Below are 18,850 nucleotides of genomic sequence, written 5' to 3' on the forward strand. Positions count from 1 at the left end.
GGTATCGATCCGGCGACTGCGCCCTGACCTACCGTTATCCCCCGGCCTACTGGCTCTCGATCTTCGTTGACCGACAGGGCTGCCCACTCGATTGTGTTCACGGTGGGCCTGAGTAGCCTCTTGCAGCGAGCGTGCCAAGCCTCACTGACATCCCGATTTCACAGTCCCATCGACGCCTCTAACCACCCACAACCCCTGTGGGAGCAAGGCTTGCCCGTGGTGACGAGCGCTCAGCCACCCAAGAATCTCCGGTGTATGAATCCGACGGTCATAGCGCCGGCATCTGCCTTCCCATGGTGCGATCTGCCGCATCAGGCTTCATAAAAGTGCAGGTATTCCCTCTTTCCGAGCGGCCACAAATCAGCGCCCACCACCAATCCCTTGTGGAAGCCTGCTCGCAATAGTGGTGGGTCAGCTTGCCGGAGTGCGGGCGGTTCTATCCACCATCGCAACGATGCTCACAAAGAGTTCTTCCTTCGCCTGCGCCGCGCTGATTTCCCCGGTGGCAGCGGCATTGGACAGGGCTTCCGCCGCCCCCAACATCGCCCGCAAACTTGCCTGGGCGATGGTCCTCGTGCCGGCGAACGGTTCCAGGACAGCCCGGCATTTATTCAGAAAAATCGCCTCATATTCACGCTTGATGCTTTCCAGTTCCGGGGAACTGGTCAACGCCGCAATCACTCCTGGGATCTCTCGGCCCTGCAACAGCACGCATTCGACATAGGAAGAAGCAATCACCGCAGCCCGGCTTTGCAGAGTCGGTTCACTTGCTTCTAGGGCCACGTCCATGAGCGCCGTCTGGCGGGCGTCGAAATCCTGATAAAGCGCCGCCAGCAACCCAGGTCGAGTGGTGAAGTGGTCATAGACGATGGGCTTGGTCACGCCCGCCTGTTCCGCGAGTCGAGCCAGGGTCAGCGCCTCGCTACCCTCCTCCCGCACCAGGCGCCAGGCGACGTCCAGTAGTTGCCGTTGGCGGTCTTCCCGTGAAAGACGGCGACGGGGTGAAGCAGAAGACGGCGAATTTTCTCCGGTGCTTGACATGCTAACTTTACCAACCGTAACTTACTAAAGGTAACTTAACCAAGCATACCCGCCTTCCAGCCTTCGTTGCCAGCAGGAGTTTCGCCATGCACGCACTCATCGTTGTTGCTCATCACAATCCACGCTCCCTCACCCACAGCATTGCCGAACAAATCGCCCAGGGCCTCACCCAAGCCAGTCCTAACGATTCGTTCGAAATAGCCGACCTGGCCGCCGAGGGCTTCGATCCGCGGTTCAGTTTCGCCGACCATGCCGTACACCACCGCGAGGCCTTGCCGCCAGCAGATGTGCTGGCCGAGCAAGGCAGAATCGACCGGGCCGACACGCTGGTGCTGGTGTATCCCATCTACTGGTGGTCGATGCCCGCGCTGCTCAAGGGTTGGATCGACCGAGTGTTTTCCAACGGCTGGGCGTTCGATTTCAGCCTCGATCAGCCGTTCATCAAAAAACTGCAGCACTTGCAGGTGCATTTGGTGGCCGTCGGCGGTGCCGATGCCGACACGTTTCTACGCCACGGTTATGGAGAGGCGATGACCGCGCAAATCGACCATGGCATCTTCGATTACTGCGGCGCCCGCGTGGTGAGTTCCCAACGTTTGCTCGAATCGGAAACCCTCGATCCAGACCGTCACCTGGACGCCGCCCGTGTCATTGGCCGGCGGTTATTCTCACCGTCCGACGAGACGTCGCAGGTTCAAGCCCGCACCGAATGCGCTTGACCCCGCGCAGCCGTCAGAGCGCGCGGCCCCGAGCGGCAGACAAGACTGCATCGCGACCATAAATATCCGGGATGTACACCGCCTGCCCCTGACCGTCCGCTTGCGCCGTCCAGTAACTCAGCAGAATCGGCATGGGCCTGGCCAGCCTGAATTCATGGGTCAGTCCACTGTCCAGCAGGGTATCGGTGCGCAAGCGCTCGGCCGGGGTCACCAACAGGTCCCGCAAGTGCATCACCTGCTCGATCCGCACGCAGCCGGAACTGAATGCCCGCGGCCCTTTGCTGAACAGTGCCTGGCTCGGCGTGTCATGCAGGTACACGGAAAACGGATTGGGAAAGCGGATCGCCATTTTTCCCAGCGGGTTCTTCGGCCCGGGGTCCTGGCGCAGCATGAGGTCGCCGGGATGGTCCCAGTCGATATCCGCCGCCATCAGCGGCAGGCCATCTCGATCGAGAATTTTCAGGTTCTGTCGGCTGAGAAACTCCGGATCGCGGCGGATCTCGGGCAGTTTGTCTTCGCGCATGATCGTCGGCGGAATGGTCCAGGTAGGGTTGAGCGTCAGGCGCGTGACCTGGGATTTGAGCAGCGGCGTTTGCCGTTGCGCACGGCCCACCTGGGTGCGGGTTTGCCAGGCGGGCGCGCCGCCCTGGTAAACCGTCAACTGCGCCGCGGCGACGTTGACCAGCACGCTGTCAGGCTCCAGGTCCTGGGCCAGCCAGCGCATGCGCTCCAGGTTGACGCGCAACTGCTCACGCCGAGTGGCCGGGCTGATGTTCAGCTCGGTGACGGTCCACGGCCCCACCACGCCATCGGCTTGCAGCGAATGCCGCAGCTGAAAGCGCTTCATCGCATCCACAAGATTGGAGCTGTAATGCTCGTCGGTCACGAGCGGTGGCGCGCTCAGGTAACCCTCATTGAACAGTCGCTGGGCCAGGGCTGGTACGCGAGCGTCGCGCTTGTCCGGTTGCAACAATGGGCCACCAGGCACCGACTGCCAGTCGGATAAGGGCTGTTGCCGTAGCCGGGCATAGAGCTCACGCAAGTTGCGATAAAGGTCCAGGCTCGGCCGGGCCTGTTCAAAAGCCCCCGCCAGGTTTTGCAGCCCCGGCCCAGCGATGGCCAGCACCGCGGCTTGGCGGTCTTGTGGCTGCGGGTTGGCTTTCCACACCGGCTCCAGGCGGTCCTGGGGCAGATAGCCGAAACGCAAGTCATACAAGGCTTGCAGGTAGCGCTGGCTGATGGCGATATCCAGACAATCCGCGCTCAGGGCGGCGCCTTCGGCCGGCAGGCTGTAACGCGCCGGGTCCAGTCCGTCATCGGCTAGCTGTTGCAGCTGGACCCGCAACCCCGCCAGTCGCTCGCCATCCGACCAGACTTCCTGGCCTGCGTTTTGCTGATAAAACGCCTGCAAGCTCATCATCGTCGGAAAGTCGACGCCTGCGGCCACCCCCGGACAGGCAACCGACAGTTGCGCCAGTGTGGTTTGTACAGGCGCCGGGGCGCTGTCCCCGGCTGTCGCGACCAATGGCGCAGCGAGCAATAAAAGGCTCAAGTAACATACGGGCTTTTTGAACAACTGCTTTACTCCAATCCATGGCCGTCTTGTTGACGGTTAACTTTGCGACAGGTACGCCCCGCCATTATGCAAACGAACAAAAACGGACGGGATGCCGCCAACAAACACCACCGTGGGAATTTTTCATCCGTGCTGAGCTTTTTACGCCGACTCTGTCTGATCATGACGGGCCTGGGGATCATGTGCAGTCCTGCGCTGGCCGACAAGGCAAATTCTCAACGTCTTTACAACAGCCTCGCCCACGCGGCGCCGGAACTCAATCCCCTGGCGCTCAAAAGTGCCTTGAGCGCCATGCAATGTGCGGTCGCAAACGGTGCGACCCAGGCCCGTCACCTGGCGGTGATCGACTATTCGCAACCCTCCACGGCCCGTCGCCTGTGGATCTTCGACCTGCGCCAGAAGAAGCTGGTATTGCGCGACCTGGTGGCCCACGGGCAGAAATCCGGGGAAAATTTCGCCACTCAATTCTCCAATCGCCTGGGCAGTTACCAGTCTAGCCTGGGCCTGTTCCGCACCCAGGAAAGCTATCAGGGCACCCACGGATATTCGCTGCGCATGGACGGTCTGGAGCCGGGCTTTAATGACCAGGCCCGCGATCGCGCGATCGTGATTCACGCCGCCGACTACGTGAATCCCCTGTGGAGCCAACGCCAGGGACGCATCGGACGCAGCCAGGGCTGCCCTGCCGTACGCCCTCAGGTGGCGCGCCAAGTGATCGACAGGCTCAAGGGCGGTCAATTCATGTTTTCCTGGTACCCGGACCCGAGCTGGCTCAAGCGCTCGGCCTACCTCAACTGCCAGCCGCAGCAGGTTGCCAGCATTCTCGCCACCAGCGGCGGCTAACCAGGCGGTCGCTGCGCAAGCACAAGCAAGCGCCCTCGCCACAGGGGAACACACTGTGGTTAAAATGCCGGCCTTTCGAATCGCCGGCCTTGCTTGATGAACCCTGAAGCCCTTCAAACCCTGCAGACTCATTTACTGACGGCATTGGCGTCTGTGCCCAAAGAAACCCGTCGCCTGTTCCATGGTCGCGGTCGCTGCTGGCCGGGGCTGGAGCAGGTCACCGTCGACTGGTTGCAAGGCGTGGTGCTGGTCTCACTGTTCAAGGAGCCTGCGCCGGCCCAGTTGGAGGACTTACTGTCGATGCTGCTGGCGCTCGCCGCCTCGCCGGCCTGGCAACACAGCGCGGCGCATACGCTGGCTGTGCAACACCGGTACCTGCCGCAAAGCCTCACCCAATGGCTGGTGGGCGAGCCAATCGACGAGTGGACCCTGACCGAAGGCGGCCTGCGTTACCGGATCGACCTGGGCAAAAAACAGAACAACGGCCTGTTTCTTGATATGCGCTACGGCCGCGACTGGGTGCGGGCCAACGCCGGCGGCAAGCGAGTGCTGAATCTGTTCGCCTACACGTGTGGGTTTTCGGTGGCGGCCATCGCCGGCGGTGCGCAGCACGTGGTCAACCTGGACATGTCCCGCGCAGCCCTGAGCCGTGGCCGCGACAACCATCGCCTGAACGACCATGACCTGAGTCGGGTCAGCTTCCTCAGCCACGACTTGTTCAAATCCTGGGGCAAAGTGATCAACAGCGGTCCTTATGACCTGGTCATCATCGACCCGCCCACCTTCCAGAAAGGCAGCTTCCTGCTGACCAAGGATTACCAACGAGTCCTGCGCCGCTTGCCAGAGTTGCTGAGCGCCCACGGCACGGTCCTGGCCTGCAGCAATGACCCGGCCACCGGCCCGGACTTTCTCATCGACGGTGTCACTCGCCACGCACCTGGGCTGAAGTTCGAACAGCGTCTGGAAAACCCACCGCAGTTTCCCGACGCTGATAGGGAATGTGGCCTCAAAGCGCTAGTGTTCAAGACGACGATATCTGAAAGCTAGAAGGCTGAAGACTATTGCAGCCGCAATGACCACCAAGGGCTGACCAGGCCAGTGGTTATCCGGCTCACCATGGCTTCAACCTCCCGGCTCTTGACCGAGCGATAGATGGCCATGGTCGTGGGCAGTGCCGCAGTGGCTGACGGGGTTTCGGGGGGCTACACCACCAACGTCAACCACGCCGACACCAGCAACAGCACCGCCATGACCCGATTGAACCGTCCCATCGCCACGGCGGAACGACAGAACCTGGCAGCGCCGAGCCCTAGATAAGCCCAAACGGTCATGCACGGAATCGAAATCGCAAAAAACGCCAGGGACAGCCAGAGCACGCGCACGGTGCGGTCAGCCTCGGCGCCTGCAAACACGCTGACCACCGCCAACGCCATCATCCAGGTTTTCGGATTGACCAACTGCAACCCGGCCGCCCCCGTCGGGCCGAGTCGCGGGCCTTCGACGGGCCGGTCAGGGGCGATGGCCTGGGCCGGTGCGCTGAAAATCTGCCAGGCCATCCAGCTCAGCCAGGCGATGCCGGTCCAGGACAGCAGCGTTTGAATCGTGGCATGACGCGCCAGCACATCCCCCAATCCCGTGCCCACCAACAGCACTAACAAGGCCGCCGCGGCACAGGCGCCGAGAATGATTGGCAAGGTGGTCACCAGGCCAAAGCGCGAGCTGTGGCTCAGTACCAGGATATTGGTCGGGCCTGGGGTGATGGAGGCGACAAACGCGAACAGGGCAAACGGCAGTAACTGGTCCATGGGGCAACGTCTCGGTGAATGATCGTAAGTCGATCATCCCCACCAGGCCGGGCTCAGTCTGGAACGTTTGAGCAACGTTTGCGGTAGTCCGCCGGGCTCAGGCGATAGGCCCGCTGGAACCAGCGGCCAAGATGGCTTTGGTCGGCAAACCCAAGCATGGCGGCCACCGCTACGGCGTTCTCGCCCCGGGCTAGCAAGCGTCGCGCCTTGGCCAGGCGCAACTGGATCAGATAAGCGTGAGGTGCGAGGCCGAAAGCGGCCTTGAACGCGCGGCTCAGGCGGAAACGATCCACGCCGGTGACTCGCGCCAGATCGTCCAGCCCGAGGTCTTCACTCAGATGACTGTGCAGATAATCACGGGCCTGCTGCGCCACCAGCGGCAGGCGTGGGTCGGGGTTGATCCGTGCCCGCCAGTGCAAGTGTTGGGTCAGGTTGGCCAGCAAGGTGTCGAGGGCGGTCTGGCGCACGATGCGGATTTCCTGCTCATGCAGGCTCTGGAATGCCATGGCCGTGGCGCTCGACAACCGCGCATCGTCAGTCAGCGTGGCGGCAAATCCCAGCTGGGCGTTGTCCGGTGCCTCGTCGAACAATGAACGCAATTCGCGCTCCAGCCATTGAGGTTCCAAGTACAACGTGCGGTAGGTAAAACCGTTGTCGTGAGGCGCATTGCCGTCATGCAGCTCACCGGGCTCAAGCAGGAACACTTTGCCCGGCGTGCTGTTGTGCTGCTGTCGGCGGCAATGAAACTGCTGCACGCCCTGCTCGGTCACCCCCACCAGATAGGTGTCATGCCAATGGGGGTCGTAGGCATGCCCCTCGAAATGCGCGCGCACGGTCTCTATACCGGACGTGGCGTCCTGCTTGAGATCGATCCAGTTGCGCGCCGCCATGCCTTGCCCCCTTTGGTGTATCCGCTTGGGGCAGATTAACCGCTGATGGCGAAGGTGTCTGGAAGATTTGTGCAGTCTTTTTCTGGGGGAACTACAGCGGCTCGACTCCTGTCAGGCATCCGGTGCAATGACCGACAGTACCGTCTCCACCGCCAGCCGGGCCAGTTCGGCATCCTGCTCGGCCTTGACCCCGGATACCCCGATAGCGCCGATGCATTGGCCTTCGTGGCGGATGGTCACGCCGCCTTCGAGCATGCCTTGCAAATGGGGTGCACTGAGGAAGGCATAGCGACCGCCGTTGATCATGTCTTCGAAGACCTTGCTGTCGCGCCGGCCCATGGCGGCGGTCCGGGCTTTTTCAGTGGCGATATAAGCCGATAACGGCGAGGCATCATCCAGGCGCAGCAGACCAAGGGGATGGCCACCGTCGTCCACCACGCAGATCGACACGGCCCATTGGCGCTGGTGAGCCAGTTCCTTGGCTATCACGAGCAACTGTGCAACATCTTTGTCAGTGAGTACCGCTTTGGTTTTCATGAATGACTCCGGTGCTATCGCCTGATTGAAACGGCTCGCCAGCGGATCGTTCTTGCCTACCGAGATGCCGATGACTGTGCCGGAGTATTGTTCTTCGGTGAAGTTTGGGCCAACACATTCGACTTATCGGTTCTAGCACTGACCCGATGATCGTTCACACGCTCGCGCGTGGTAATGCCTCTAGGGACGCTCCGTATTCGGCTCTGCAGGGACGCGGAGCGTCCCGGGATGAATTTCCACGCAGAGCGTGGGAACGATCGCTCGCCAAGCCAGTGGATCCATAAACTTGCATTTCATCTTTTTTCATGGCTAAAACGTTGACAACTAAATTAGATAAGAGACTTAATGGATCCATAAATAAAAAACAAAACCAGCCTGGAGATCTTTCATGTACCCCAAAAATGCCTGGTACGTTGCCTGCACCCCCGATGAAATCGCCGACAAGCCGCTGGGTCGACAGATCTGCGGTGAGAAAATGGTTTTTTACCGTGGGCATGAGGGCAAGGTCGCGGCCGTCGAGGACTTCTGCCCTCATCGTGGTGCCCCGCTCTCTTTGGGTTACGTCGAAAACGGCAACCTGGTGTGCGGCTATCACGGCCTGGTGATGGGCTGCGACGGCAAGACCGTCGAGATGCCGGGACAACGGGTCCGGGGTTTTCCTTGCAACAAGACCTTTGCGGTACATGAGCGCTACGGGTTTGTCTGGGTATGGCCCGGTGATCAGGCGTTGGCCGACCCGGCACTGATCCAGCATCTGGAATGGGCGGAAAGTGACGAGTGGGCGTACGGCGGCGGCCTGTTCCATATCCAGTGCGACTACCGCTTGATGATCGACAACCTGATGGACCTGACCCACGAAACCTACGTGCACGCGTCCAGCATCGGCCAGAAGGAAATTGACGAAGCACCGCCCGTGACCACCGTCGAAGGGGATGAAGTGATCACCGCCCGACACATGGAAAACATCATGGCCCCACCGTTCTGGCGTATGGCCCTGCGTGGTAACAACCTGGCCGACGACGTGCTGGTGGACCGCTGGCAGATCTGCCGTTTCACCCCGCCCAGCCATGTGCTGATCGAAGTCGGCGTGGCCCATGCCGACAACGGCGGTTATCACGCTGCGCCACAGTTCAAGGCGTCGAGCATCGTGGTGGATTTCATCACACCAGAGACAGAGACCTCTATCTGGTACTTCTGGGGCATGGCGCGGCACTTCCAGCCGCAGGATGAGGCACTGACCGCAAGCATTCGCGAAGGCCAGGGGAAGATTTTCAGCGAAGACCTGGAGATGCTCGAACGCCAGCAGCGCAACCTGCTGGACCATCCGCAACGCAACCTGCTCAAGCTCAATATCGATGCCGGCGGCGTGCAGTCGCGTCGGGTACTGGACCGCTGGATTGCCCGGGAGCGTGATCCGCAAGCTGGTTTGATTGCCAGCACCCATCAGCCGCAACACGCGGAGCAACGGCCATGATTGAAGTTCAAGTCGTTGCACGGTGCGACGAAGCCCTGGACATCTGCAGCTACGCGCTGACGAGTGTCGATGGCCAACCCTTGCCAGCGTTCACCGCCGGGGCCCATATCGATGTGCACTTGCCCGACGGCCTGATTCGCCAGTACTCGCTGTGCAACCACCCCGAGGAACGGCATCGCTACCTCATCGGCGTGCTCAAGGACTCGGCCTCGCGAGGTGGTTCGCGCAGCCTGCATGAACTGATCCAGCCCGGTGCGCGGTTGCACGTCAGTGAGCCGCGCAACCTGTTCCCCCTCGCCCCAGAGGCCCGGCGCAGCCTGTTGTTTGCCGGAGGCATCGGCATCACGCCGATCCTGTGCATGGCCGAGCACCTGGCACAGAGCGGCGCGGCGTTCGAACTGCATTACTGCGCCAGGTCCCGGGACCGGGCAGCCTTTGTCGAGCGTTTGCGCCAGTCACCTTATGCCGACAGGGTATTCCTGCATTTCGATGAAGAACCCGAAACCGTGCTGGATGCCACTCGGGTGCTGGCCGCGCCCAGCGATGACTTGCACCTCTACGTATGCGGCCCCGGCGGTTTCATGCAGCATGTTCTCGACACCGCCAAGGCCCAGGGCTGGCAGGAAACCCGCCTGCACCGCGAGTACTTCGCCGCCGCCCCCACCGACACCAGCGCCGATGGTCGTTTCTCGGTGAAGCTCGCCCGCAGCGGCCAAGTGTTCGAGGTTCCCGCCGACCGAAGCGTGGTGCAAGTGCTGGAGAGTCATGGCATCGAGATTCCGATCTCTTGTGAGCAAGGCGTGTGCGGCACTTGCCTGACCCGCGTATTGGAGGGCGTGCCAGAGCATCGGGACATGTTTCTGACCGAGGCTGAACAGGCTTGCAACGACCAGTTCACGCCTTGTTGTTCCAGGTCGAAGACGCCGTTGTTGGTGTTGGATATCTAACCTGCGAACAACCCAAAACCCGCAGGAGAGCCCTGTGGGAGCAAAGCTTGCTCCCACAGGTATATTTGTGCGCTCATTCCGAACGAAGGATCACCTTCATCCGCTCATCGACCAGCGTCGAGCCGAACACCTCGGCGTAACGCAAGGTCGCATTGGCATGCTCGCGCATGATCGCCTCGGCACGGGCGCTCTGGCGATTGAGCAACGCGTCGAGCACGGAATGGTGCTGCATGTGGGCGTAGTTGAAGCGGCGATACTCGCCGGCCATGTTCTGGCGATCCACCGCCAGGGCGGTGACTGAGGCGAATGGCAAATGATCGTTGCGGGCCAGGGCATCGGCGATCGCCGGGTTATGGCTGCCTTCGACGATCACCTGATGAAAGCGCATGTTGAGATCGTGATAGACCTCCAGATCATCCTCGGTCACATAGCCCTTGGCGAACAGTGCGTCGCCTTGCACCAGGCACTGTTCGAGTATCGCGCGGCCCTCTTCGGACAAGCCATGCTCGGCCGTCTGCCGTGCGGCCAGGCCTTCCAGCACACCCCGCACCTCCACGGCCCCGGCGATCTCCTCGGCACTGACCGAACGCACCTGAAACCCCCGCCCCCCAAAGCGCACCAGCAGCCCTTCCTGCTCCAGGGTACGGAACGCCATGCGCACCGGCATGCGCGAAACGCCGAACAATTCGGCCGTCGGAATTTCCATCAGGCGCTCACCGGCCGCCAGCTCGCCCGAGGCGATCATTCTGCGCAGCGCAACCAACACCGTTTGGCCGGGCTTACTCATCCAGGTGAATTCCAGAGAAAAGAGAACCGCCATAGTAGAAGGCTTGGGGCGGCGTGTCACGGCGGGGCAAGCTGACCAGAGAAGAACCTGAAGATGAAAAAACTGTGGGAGCTAGCCTGCTCGCGATTGCGGTGGATCAGCCAACATCAATGTCGACTGTCCCGACGCTATCGCGAGCAGGCTCGCTCCCACAGTGCTTGTATCTTGCCGACTAGTTCGCCCGCAGGATGGAAGCATCCTCGCCGCGATACAACGCCTGGACTTTTGCCGCCCGCCACTGCAATACCGCCCGCTGGTTGATCGAGCCTTTGTCGGTGATTTCGCCGCGATCGATCGACGCCGGTTCATCCAGCAGCGCGATCCACTCCACGCGGCTGGCGTTGCCGCTGGCTTCGCGGTTCAGGCGTTGCAGCCAGTCGGCGAACCACTGGCGTACCGGTGGGCTGGCGAGCACCTGGGCGTCGCTGGTACCCGATGCCAGACCCGACAGGCGTCGGCATTCAGCAAGCCGTGGGAACACCAACGCGCCCAGGCACTCGCGATCCGGCGCCGTGATCACCAGGTCTTGAACGTAAGGCGTGCCTTCCAGCACCGCCCGGTTGCGCAGCGGCCCGACGCTGACGAACACCCCGGAGGACAGTTTGAAATCCTCGGCAATCCGCCCGTCGAACATCAACCCCAGTTGCGGGTTGGCAGGGTCGGCCAGTTTGATCGCATCGCCCGAGCAGTAGAAACCGGCATCGTCGAACACCTCAGCGGTCTGCTGCGGTGAACGCCAGTAGCCGGGCATGATGTGCGGCCCGCGGAAACGCCCTTCGAACTTACCATCCACCGGTACCAGCCGTACTTCACATCCGGGTGCCGGCAGGCCAATGTAACCGGCCATGGACAACGGCCCGGTGGTGAAGGTGCAGGACGGCGCCGCCTCGGTCATGCCCAGACCGGCCATCATCCGGATGCGTTCGCCGCAATGCTGCTCGGCCACCTTGTCGAGCCGGTCCCAAGTGCTTTGAGACAGGCCTGCCGCGGCAAAAAAGAACAGGCTGATGCGCTTGAAAAAGCGCTCGCGCAACTCGCCGTCCTGCTCCAGGGCGCTGACCAGTTCCTCCCAACCCTTGGGCACGGTCAGGTAGGCGGTAGGCGAAATGTCCTTGAGGTTGCGCAAGGTTTCGGCAAAGCCCTGGGCCGTGGGTTTGCCGTCGTCCAGGTAGAACGTGCCACCGTTGTACAGCACGATGCCGACATTATGGCTGCCACCGAACGTGTGGTTCCACGGCAACCAGTCCACCAGCACCGGCGGTGCTTCGCCGAACACCGGAAAGGTCTGTAACAGCATCTGCTGGTTGGCGCAGAGCATGCGCTGGGTCGTGATCACAGCCTTGGGCAGTTTGGTGGAACCTGACGTGAAGAGAAATTTGGCGATGCTGTCCGGCCCGGTCGCGCCAAAGGCACGCTCGGCCTCGACGCCGCCGGGTTGTGCCAGCAGGCTGGCAAAGCTGATCCTTGAGCGGCCCGCCATTTCGCCGCGCACCGTGATCAAGGGAATGTCCGCTGGCAAAACAGCGTTGATCGCCCGTTCAAACGGTGCGGCTTCACTGACAAACACCAACCCTGGCTGCAACAGATTACAGACGTGCCGTAGCTTGGCGAAATCCTGGGACAGTAACGAATAGGCCGGTGATACCGGGCAATACGGGATACCGGCGTACATCGCGCCGAGGGCCATTTGCAGGTGCTCGATGTCGTTGCCCGACAGCAGCGCCAAAGGCTTTTCGGCCGACAAGCCATAACCCAGCAGGCTTTGGGCGATGGCCCGGACGCTTTCGAGCATCTGGGCATAGCTGACGTGACGCCAGTCACCACCGGCCTCACGGGCAGCGATAAAGGTGTGTTGCGGGCGCACCTGGGCCCAATGCACCAGGCGATCGAGCAAACGCGCCGGGATTGGCGCCAAGGGTTCCAGGGAACGCATGTGCAGGATGCCCTGCTCTTCCCGGACTTCAACGGCGGGATGACCAATCGACACTTGGCGATAACGCCCGGGGCCTGGCCAGGAGGACGATCTGAACTCGGAACTCACGTACATTTCCTCCACCAAGGCACACTCGGGTCGCGCGAAGCGAACGGAGCGTGGCAGCGCTTGGCTGCGGCCTTGTAATTGTTATGTCTGGCCTGCACCGGGGCGGCGGCTTTCGAGGCTCAGCCGCCCGCGATGCAACGGATTTCAGATCGGGTAATGCCGGGGTCCGTTCTGCAACGTCACCCAGCGCAACTGAGTGAAATGCTCGATCGACGCCTTGCCGCCAAAACTGCCGTAACCGCTGGACTTGACCCCGCCGAAAGGCATCTGCGCCTCGTCGTGCACGGTCGGGCCGTTGATGTGACAGATGCCCGACTCGACCCGCTGCGCCAGGGCCAGCGCACGTGCGGTGTCGCGGCTGAAAATGGCCGCCGACAGGCCGAACTCGGAATCGTTGGCCAGGCGCAACAACTCTTCATCACCCTCACCGCGCAGCAATACCGCCACCGGGCCGAAGGACTCTTCGCGGTACAAACGCATGTCCGCGGTGACGCCATCGAGCAAAGTCGGCTGCAAAATGCTGCCCTGCAGTTGCCCGCCCGTCACCAGCGTCGCGCCTTTGGCCAAGGCGTCATCGATCATCCCCTTGATGCGCTGGCCGGCACTGACATCGACCAGCGAGCCCAGCACCGAGTCACCGGCAGCGGGATCACCGGCACGCAAGGTGGCGATCTTGGCGGTCAGTCGAGAAATAAAGGCATCGGCCACGCGGGCATCGACGATCAGCCGCTCGGTGGACATACAAATCTGGCCCTGGTTGAAATACGCCCCAAAGGCAGCCGCTTCGACTGCGGCATCCAAGTCAGCGTCGTCCAGCACCAGCAACGGTGCCTTGCCACCCAGCTCCAGCAAGGCTGGCTTGAGGTGACGTGCCGACAGCTCGCCAACGATGCGCCCGACGTGGGTCGAACCGGTGAAATTGACGCGGCGCACCGCTGGGTTGGCGATCAGCCGTTCGACAATGGCCGGCGCATCCGCCGGTGCATTGCAAATGACATTGACCACCCCGTCGCCGAGCCCGGCGTCCTGCAACACCTGGCCGATCAGCCGGTGCACGGCCGGGCTGATTTCGGATGCCTTGAGCACCACCGTATTGCCGCAAGCCAAGGGCATGGCGATAGCTCGGGTCGCGAGGATTACCGGGGCGTTCCACGGCGCAATACCCAGCACCACGCCGCAAGGCTGACGCAAGGCCATGGCGAAACTGCCGGGCACGTCCGAAGGAATGATTTCGCCGTTGATCTGGGTGGTCATGGATGCAGCTTCGCGCAGCATGTTCGCCGCCAGATGCACATTGAAGCCGTACCAGTTGGCCATGGCGCCGGTCTCGCCGGCTGCAGCGATGAACTCGCCGCTGCGGGCCTGCAACTGCTCGGCCGCACGCAGCAGACGAGTGCGTCGTTCGTTGGGTGCCAGCGCCGCCCAGGCGGGAAACGCGGCTTGCGCGGCGGCCACGGCGGCGTCGGCATCTTCCAGCGTGGCGGCAGCCACTCGAGACACCACTTCGCCGGTCACCGGGTTGCAGCGCTCGAAGGTCCGACCGTCACGGGCGGGGCACGACTGGCCGCCAATCAACAGGGGCACGTCCAGCATGGTGATTCCTCTTTATTGTCTTTATAGGGAACACGTTCACAGTAGCGCCGAGGGCCTTGGACGAACAGCCTGCAGGCGCGTGATGGGCGCCCGCCGCGCGGTTGTCTCAGCGCTTGTAGGTTTGCAGACCCGGCTTGATGCTCTTGTCGTCCAGGAACTGTTTCATCCCCTGTTCGCGACCGCCCTCGGTGTCGAGCAAGCGCGACTGATCGAGCTTGGCGTACAGGTAATCCTCGTTCTGCTCCCAGGTCAGCTCGCGGCAGCGTTTGAACCCATGCTTGGCTGCCCGCAGCACCACCGGGTTTTTCTCCAGCAGGTTGCGCGCCAGCTCCACCGTGACTTCACGCAGTTGCGCCAGGGGCACGCTTTCGTTGACCAGGCCCATTTCGGCGGCTTTCTGCCCGCCGAAGGTCTTGCCGGTCATGATGTAGTACAGCGACTGGCGATGACCCACGGTGTCAGCCATGGCTTTGCTGACGAGGTTGCCGGGCGGGATGCCCCAGTTGATTTCCGAGAGGCCGAAGGTCGCTTCGTCGGCGCAGATCGCCAGGTCGCAAGCCACCAGCGGGCTGAAACCACCACCGAAACACCAGCCGTTGACCATGGCGATGGTGGGTTTGGCGTACATGCGCAGCAGTTTCCACTGCCATTGCGAGGCTTCGCGGCGGATTTTTTCCTGGAGGATTTCCGGGCCGGCATCCACCTCGCGGAAATATTCCTTGAGGTCCATGCCGGCGGTCCAGGCATCACCGGCCCCGGTCAGCACCAGTACGCCGGCCGCTGGATCCTGTTCGAGGGTCTCCAGCACGTCGATCATCTCGCGGTTGAGCGTCGGGCTCATGGCGTTGCGTTTTTCCGGGCGATTAAGGGTGACCCAGGCGATGCCTTCCTCGATATCGACTTTGACCGTTTTCCAGCGACCTTCGTAATTGCTCATGGCGTGTGCACTCTTGTTCTTGACTGAAGATGATTCAAAAACTAAACCTGAAAATTAGTTATGTCAATTAACTATTAATCGATTTATCTGTATTTCCCGGCGCCTGGAACGTGACCTCAGATCAACGAATGTATGATTGAGCGTAGCCATCGCGCCGCAACCTCGGCAAACTGGATAGCGTTGTTAATCACTCACCTTGAGGATGCTCACTTCGATGACCAAGTCTTCCACGCTTGCCGAACCCGCTGAGCCCCTGGCCGATGGTACCGACGCGCAGGCGCCACTGGACTCTGCGTTGGATGACCTGATCGGTTACGCCCTGCGCCGCGCCCAATTGAAGCTGTTCCAGAACCTGATCGGCCGGCTCGCCATCCACGATTTGCGGCCCGCGCAATTCTCGGCCCTGGCGATCATCGACCAGAACCCTGGCCTGATGCAGGCCGACCTGGCCAAGGCCCTGACGATCGAACCGCCGCAAGTAGTGCCACTGCTGAACAAACTGGAAAGCCGCGCGCTGGCCGTGCGGGTGCGGTGCAAGCCAGACAAGCGCTCCTATGGGATATTCCTGAGCAAGACTGGCGAAACCCTGCTCAAGGAGCTCCAGCAAATCGCCGCACAGAGCGACCTTGACTCCACCGCAGCGCTCTCGGGTTCTGAGCGTGAGCAATTGCTGCGGTTACTGAAGAAGGTTTACCAGCAATAGAGAACCCCTTGTGGTGAGGGAGCTTGCGACCTCACCACAAGAACTCCTTATTGCCCGTCAGTGCCTCACCAAATCGGCACGCTGTACGTCACCAGGAACCGGGTCTGGTTCTCATCGCGAAACGCCGCGCCACTTGGGAAGTTGTTGCGATAGATCGACTTGCGCGCCAGCAGCCCGACGTTTTTCAGAGGACCGCTCTGCACCACATACCCCAGTTCCATCTGGAACTCACGCTCCTTGCGGTCGTCGGCATTGAAGGCGGCCAGTTCAATGTGATCACCGCGCACATAACGCAGTCGGCTCCTCAGGCCGGGCACGCCGACTGCGGCAAAGTCATAGTCATGGATCGCTTGCCAGGTACGCTCCCGTGCGTTGAGAAAATCCGAGCTCATGGTCATTTCGCTCATGCCCATCAACTCGGTGCCGGACACATAAGGCGTAGCCGTATCGCCGCTGGAATGCATGTAGCCCAGGCTCACCCGATGGCCGCCCAAGCGATAACCAAACAACGCCGAGACATTGCGGTTATCCACCTTGCCGGCCTTGGCAGCACCGTCCTCGTCACTGAAAAAGCTGCGCAGGTCGGTGGTCAACACACCCTCGCCCAAGGGCAGGTTATGCAGCAACGCCAGGGTGTTCTGCTGGTACAGGTCCGCCACTTCGGCATGGTAGGCCCGCAGGCTGAGGTCTTTGTTGACCTGGTAGTCGCCCCCCGCATACGCCATGTGAGAGGAGGTTGCCGCGCTGTTGAAACGGCGGTTGGGCGAGGCGATGGTCATCGGCTGGTAATCGGTGGAATCGCGCCGGTTGATGCGGTCGATGTAACCGGTGTTCAACGTCAACCCATCGATGTCTTTGGAACTGAGTGTCGTACCGCGAAAGGTTTGCGGCAACAGCCGCGACGGGCTGGCGAAAGCAAACGGCAGGAAGATCGACACGTCACCCGTCTTCACCGTGGTCTGGCCGACACGCAGCTTACCGGTCAGGGCCAGGCGCGAATACTCATCCGCCGCACGGCTGTCGCTGCTCGACACCGGCAACAATTCGGTGCCACTGCGATCTGGCGAGGAGTCGAGCTTGATGCCCATCAAGCCTCGGGCGTCCAGGCCAAAACCGACGGTGCCCTGGGTAAACCCCGACTCCACGTTCATGATCACCCCCTGCGCCCACTCCCGGGCCGCGGTTTTGGCGCCGTCGTCCTTGTAATCGCGGTCCATGTAGTAGTTGCGCAGGGTCAGCGTGCCGTGGCTGTCTTCAATGAACCCCTCGGCTAACGACGCGGTGGAACATAGGCTCAACCCGGACCAGGCCAGCAGATGAGCAAGACGTGACATAGAGACCGCCGCAAGGGCGTCCCGAGCAAGATTTGGCATGTTCGAAGTCCACTTATTGTTGTTGTTTTGAACCGGACCCGGCCATGGATGGACGGGCTCTGCGAGCAGAGAATGGAAACGGTGTGGGCGCTTCGTCAATCCAAAATGACCGATAATCGAACATTAATATAATTAACTAATTTACCAATTTCTATGTCACCAATAACTAACTAATTGATTTAATTAGCGATATCACCAGTTTTAGCCAATCAATCGACGCGATTCATTTTTTAGTTAGCTTTGTTAATCTTAATTGCGCCTGCCGGTTTCCTGCCGCAGCCGGCGCTCTCCGACAAAAACAATAAGAGGATTTGCCATGAACAGTCCGGCGCGTCGTGCGACGCTGACCATCGCCTTGTGTTTTATCGTTGCGTTGATCGAAGGTTTCGACCTGCAATCAGCCGGCACTGCGGCCGCCGGCTTGCGGCAGACGTTTGCCCTGGACCCGAAAATGATGGGTTGGGTATTCAGCGCCGGGATCATCGGGCTGCTGCCAGGTGCTTTTTTCGGTGGCTGGATCGCTGATCGCATCGGCCGCAAGAAGATCCTCATCGCCGCCGTCCTGCTGTTCGGCGTGTTTTCCCTCAGCACCGCCTATGTCGAGCATTTTTCCAGCCTGCTGCTGGTGCGTTTCATGACCGGTCTGGGTCTGGGCGCCGCCCTGCCCAACCTCATCGCGCTGTGTGCCGAGGCCGTGGGCGAGCAACGACGCGGCACCGCCATCAGTGTGATGTACGCCGGTGTTCCGTTGGGTGGCGCGATGGCCGCCGTGGTCGCGATGCTGTTTGGCGAGCACTGGCAAATGACGTTTTTCATCGGAGGCCTGGCACCGTTGCTGGTGGTGCCGCTGATGTTGCTGTGGCTCCCTGAGTCCAGCGCCTTTCGCCAGGCGCGAGAGGTTGGCGCAGAGGCGCGCACTTCAAGCGGTCAAGCGTTGTTCGGTGAAGGTCGGGGCCGTACCACCCTGGCACTTTGGCTGAGTTACTTTTTCACCCTGACGGTGATGTACATGTTGCTCAACTGGCTACCGTCGTTGCTGCTGGAACAAGGTTTCAGCAAACCCCAGGCAGGTCTGGTGCAGATGCTGTTCAACATTGGCGGAGCTCTCGGTTCGTTGATCGGCGGTGTGCTGCTGGACCGCTGCAACGGCATCAAGGTGGTGCTGTTTGTCTATGCCGGGTTGCTGAGCGCCCTGGCCGGGGTTGGGTTGTCGGTCGGCATCGTGCCAATGACCATCGCCGGTTTTGCCGCCGGGTTGTTCGTCATGGCGGCGCAGTTGGTGCTCTACGCCTTGGCACCGCCCTCCTACCCTACGGCCGTCCGTGCGACGGGTGTCGGCGCGGCGGTCGCCATCGGTCGCCTGGGTTCGGTGGCTGGGCCATTGGCCGCCGGACAAATCCTGGCCGCCGGCGCGGGAACCACCGGCGTGCTGCTGGCGACATCGCCAGGGCTGTTGATTGCAGCCGTGGCAGCGATCAGCGTGATGGCTCGTGCAGTGTCGGTGGGTCAGGCGCAAGTGGTGCGTTAAGCCCCTTTCGAATTTAA

At 61.4% G+C, this 18,850-nt stretch carries 17 protein-coding genes; 7 read left to right on the forward strand and 10 right to left on the reverse strand.

The window, feature by feature from the left end; all coding sequences use genetic code 11:
* Window positions 1-411: 411 nt before the first annotated feature.
* On the reverse strand, window positions 412-1,041 hold the full coding sequence (locus tag ACA047_RS15625; protein ID WP_497350702.1) for a TetR/AcrR family transcriptional regulator: 630 nt from the start codon (window positions 1,039-1,041) through the stop codon (window positions 412-414).
* Window positions 1,042-1,127: 86 nt separating this feature from the next.
* On the opposite strand from ACA047_RS15625, the gene ACA047_RS15630 reads away from it, so the two are divergent.
* The gene (locus ACA047_RS15630) at window positions 1,128-1,760 is read left to right on the forward strand and encodes an NAD(P)H-dependent oxidoreductase (protein WP_497350704.1); all 633 of its coding nucleotides are present in this window, start codon (window positions 1,128-1,130) and stop codon (window positions 1,758-1,760) included.
* 13 nt (window positions 1,761-1,773) lie between these two features.
* Here the strand turns inward: ACA047_RS15630 and ACA047_RS15635 are convergent, their stop codons facing one another.
* Window positions 1,774-3,336 carry a L,D-transpeptidase family protein gene (locus tag ACA047_RS15635; protein ID WP_497350706.1) on the reverse strand — a complete coding sequence of 521 codons (1,563 nt, stop codon included), beginning with the start codon at window positions 3,334-3,336 and terminating at the stop codon, window positions 1,774-1,776.
* Between the two features lie 129 nt (window positions 3,337-3,465).
* Between ACA047_RS15635 and ACA047_RS15640 the strand changes: the two genes are divergently transcribed.
* The gene (locus ACA047_RS15640) at window positions 3,466-4,179 is read left to right on the forward strand and encodes a murein L,D-transpeptidase catalytic domain family protein (protein ID WP_497360380.1); all 714 of its coding nucleotides are present in this window, start codon (window positions 3,466-3,468) and stop codon (window positions 4,177-4,179) included.
* Between the two features lie 96 nt (window positions 4,180-4,275).
* Window positions 4,276-5,226, forward strand: coding sequence for a class I SAM-dependent methyltransferase (locus tag ACA047_RS15645; RefSeq protein ID WP_497350708.1), 951 nt, complete (start codon window positions 4,276-4,278; stop codon window positions 5,224-5,226).
* Window positions 5,227-5,381: 155 nt separating this feature from the next.
* On the opposite strand, the gene ACA047_RS15650 is transcribed toward ACA047_RS15645, so the two are convergent.
* The 3 genes from ACA047_RS15650 to ACA047_RS15660 form a co-directional block, all read right to left on the reverse strand.
* Entirely contained in the window at window positions 5,382-5,984 is a 603-nt protein-coding gene (locus ACA047_RS15650) for a LysE family translocator (protein WP_497350710.1), read from the reverse strand.
* A 53-nt stretch (window positions 5,985-6,037) separates the two neighbouring features.
* Window positions 6,038-6,874 (reverse strand): AraC family transcriptional regulator, encoded by an 837-nt coding sequence (locus ACA047_RS15655; protein WP_497350712.1) that lies wholly within the window; start codon window positions 6,872-6,874, stop codon window positions 6,038-6,040.
* Window positions 6,875-6,985: 111 nt separating this feature from the next.
* Window positions 6,986-7,411: a GlcG/HbpS family heme-binding protein gene (locus ACA047_RS15660; RefSeq protein WP_497350714.1), complete on the reverse strand. Its 426-nt coding sequence runs from the start codon at window positions 7,409-7,411 to the stop codon at window positions 6,986-6,988.
* A 388-nt stretch (window positions 7,412-7,799) separates the two neighbouring features.
* Between ACA047_RS15660 and ACA047_RS15665 the strand changes: the two genes are divergently transcribed.
* Complete coding sequence (locus ACA047_RS15665) at window positions 7,800-8,885, forward strand: Rieske 2Fe-2S domain-containing protein (RefSeq protein WP_497350716.1); 1,086 nt, start codon at window positions 7,800-7,802, stop codon at window positions 8,883-8,885.
* A complete protein-coding gene (locus tag ACA047_RS15670; RefSeq protein ID WP_497350718.1) occupies window positions 8,882-9,832 on the forward strand; it encodes a PDR/VanB family oxidoreductase in 951 nt (316 codons plus the stop codon). Before ACA047_RS15665 ends, ACA047_RS15670 begins: the two co-directional genes overlap by 4 nt.
* 73 nt (window positions 9,833-9,905) lie before the next feature.
* On the opposite strand, the gene ACA047_RS15675 is transcribed toward ACA047_RS15670, so the two are convergent.
* The 4 genes from ACA047_RS15675 to ACA047_RS15690 all read right to left on the reverse strand — a co-directional run bounded on the left by ACA047_RS15675 (window position 9,906) and on the right by ACA047_RS15690 (window position 15,229).
* A complete protein-coding gene (locus ACA047_RS15675; RefSeq protein ID WP_497350720.1) occupies window positions 9,906-10,619 on the reverse strand; it encodes a GntR family transcriptional regulator in 714 nt (237 codons plus the stop codon).
* A 211-nt stretch (window positions 10,620-10,830) separates the two neighbouring features.
* Entirely contained in the window at window positions 10,831-12,699 is a 1,869-nt protein-coding gene (locus tag ACA047_RS15680) for a feruloyl-CoA synthase (RefSeq protein ID WP_497350722.1), read from the reverse strand.
* Between the two features lie 144 nt (window positions 12,700-12,843).
* On the reverse strand, window positions 12,844-14,292 hold the full coding sequence (locus ACA047_RS15685) for an aldehyde dehydrogenase (protein WP_497350724.1): 1,449 nt from the start codon (window positions 14,290-14,292) through the stop codon (window positions 12,844-12,846).
* Between the two features lie 106 nt (window positions 14,293-14,398).
* Window positions 14,399-15,229, reverse strand: coding sequence for a p-hydroxycinnamoyl CoA hydratase/lyase (locus ACA047_RS15690; RefSeq protein ID WP_003202420.1), 831 nt, complete (start codon window positions 15,227-15,229; stop codon window positions 14,399-14,401).
* Window positions 15,230-15,443: 214 nt separating this feature from the next.
* On the opposite strand from ACA047_RS15690, the gene ACA047_RS15695 reads away from it, so the two are divergent.
* Window positions 15,444-15,932, forward strand: coding sequence for a MarR family winged helix-turn-helix transcriptional regulator (locus ACA047_RS15695; protein WP_497350727.1), 489 nt, complete (start codon window positions 15,444-15,446; stop codon window positions 15,930-15,932).
* Between the two features lie 65 nt (window positions 15,933-15,997).
* On the opposite strand, the gene ACA047_RS15700 is transcribed toward ACA047_RS15695, so the two are convergent.
* A complete protein-coding gene (locus ACA047_RS15700; protein WP_497350729.1) occupies window positions 15,998-17,305 on the reverse strand; it encodes an OprD family porin in 1,308 nt (435 codons plus the stop codon).
* 316 nt (window positions 17,306-17,621) lie between these two features.
* Between ACA047_RS15700 and mhpT the strand changes: the two genes are divergently transcribed.
* Window positions 17,622-18,833, forward strand: a complete 1,212-nt coding sequence (gene mhpT / locus ACA047_RS15705; RefSeq protein ID WP_497350731.1) for a 3-(3-hydroxy-phenyl)propionate transporter MhpT — start codon at window positions 17,622-17,624, stop codon at window positions 18,831-18,833.
* Window positions 18,834-18,850 lie beyond the last annotated feature (17 nt).

The sequence above is a fragment of the Pseudomonas sp. LBUM1664 genome (assembly GCF_059695895.1).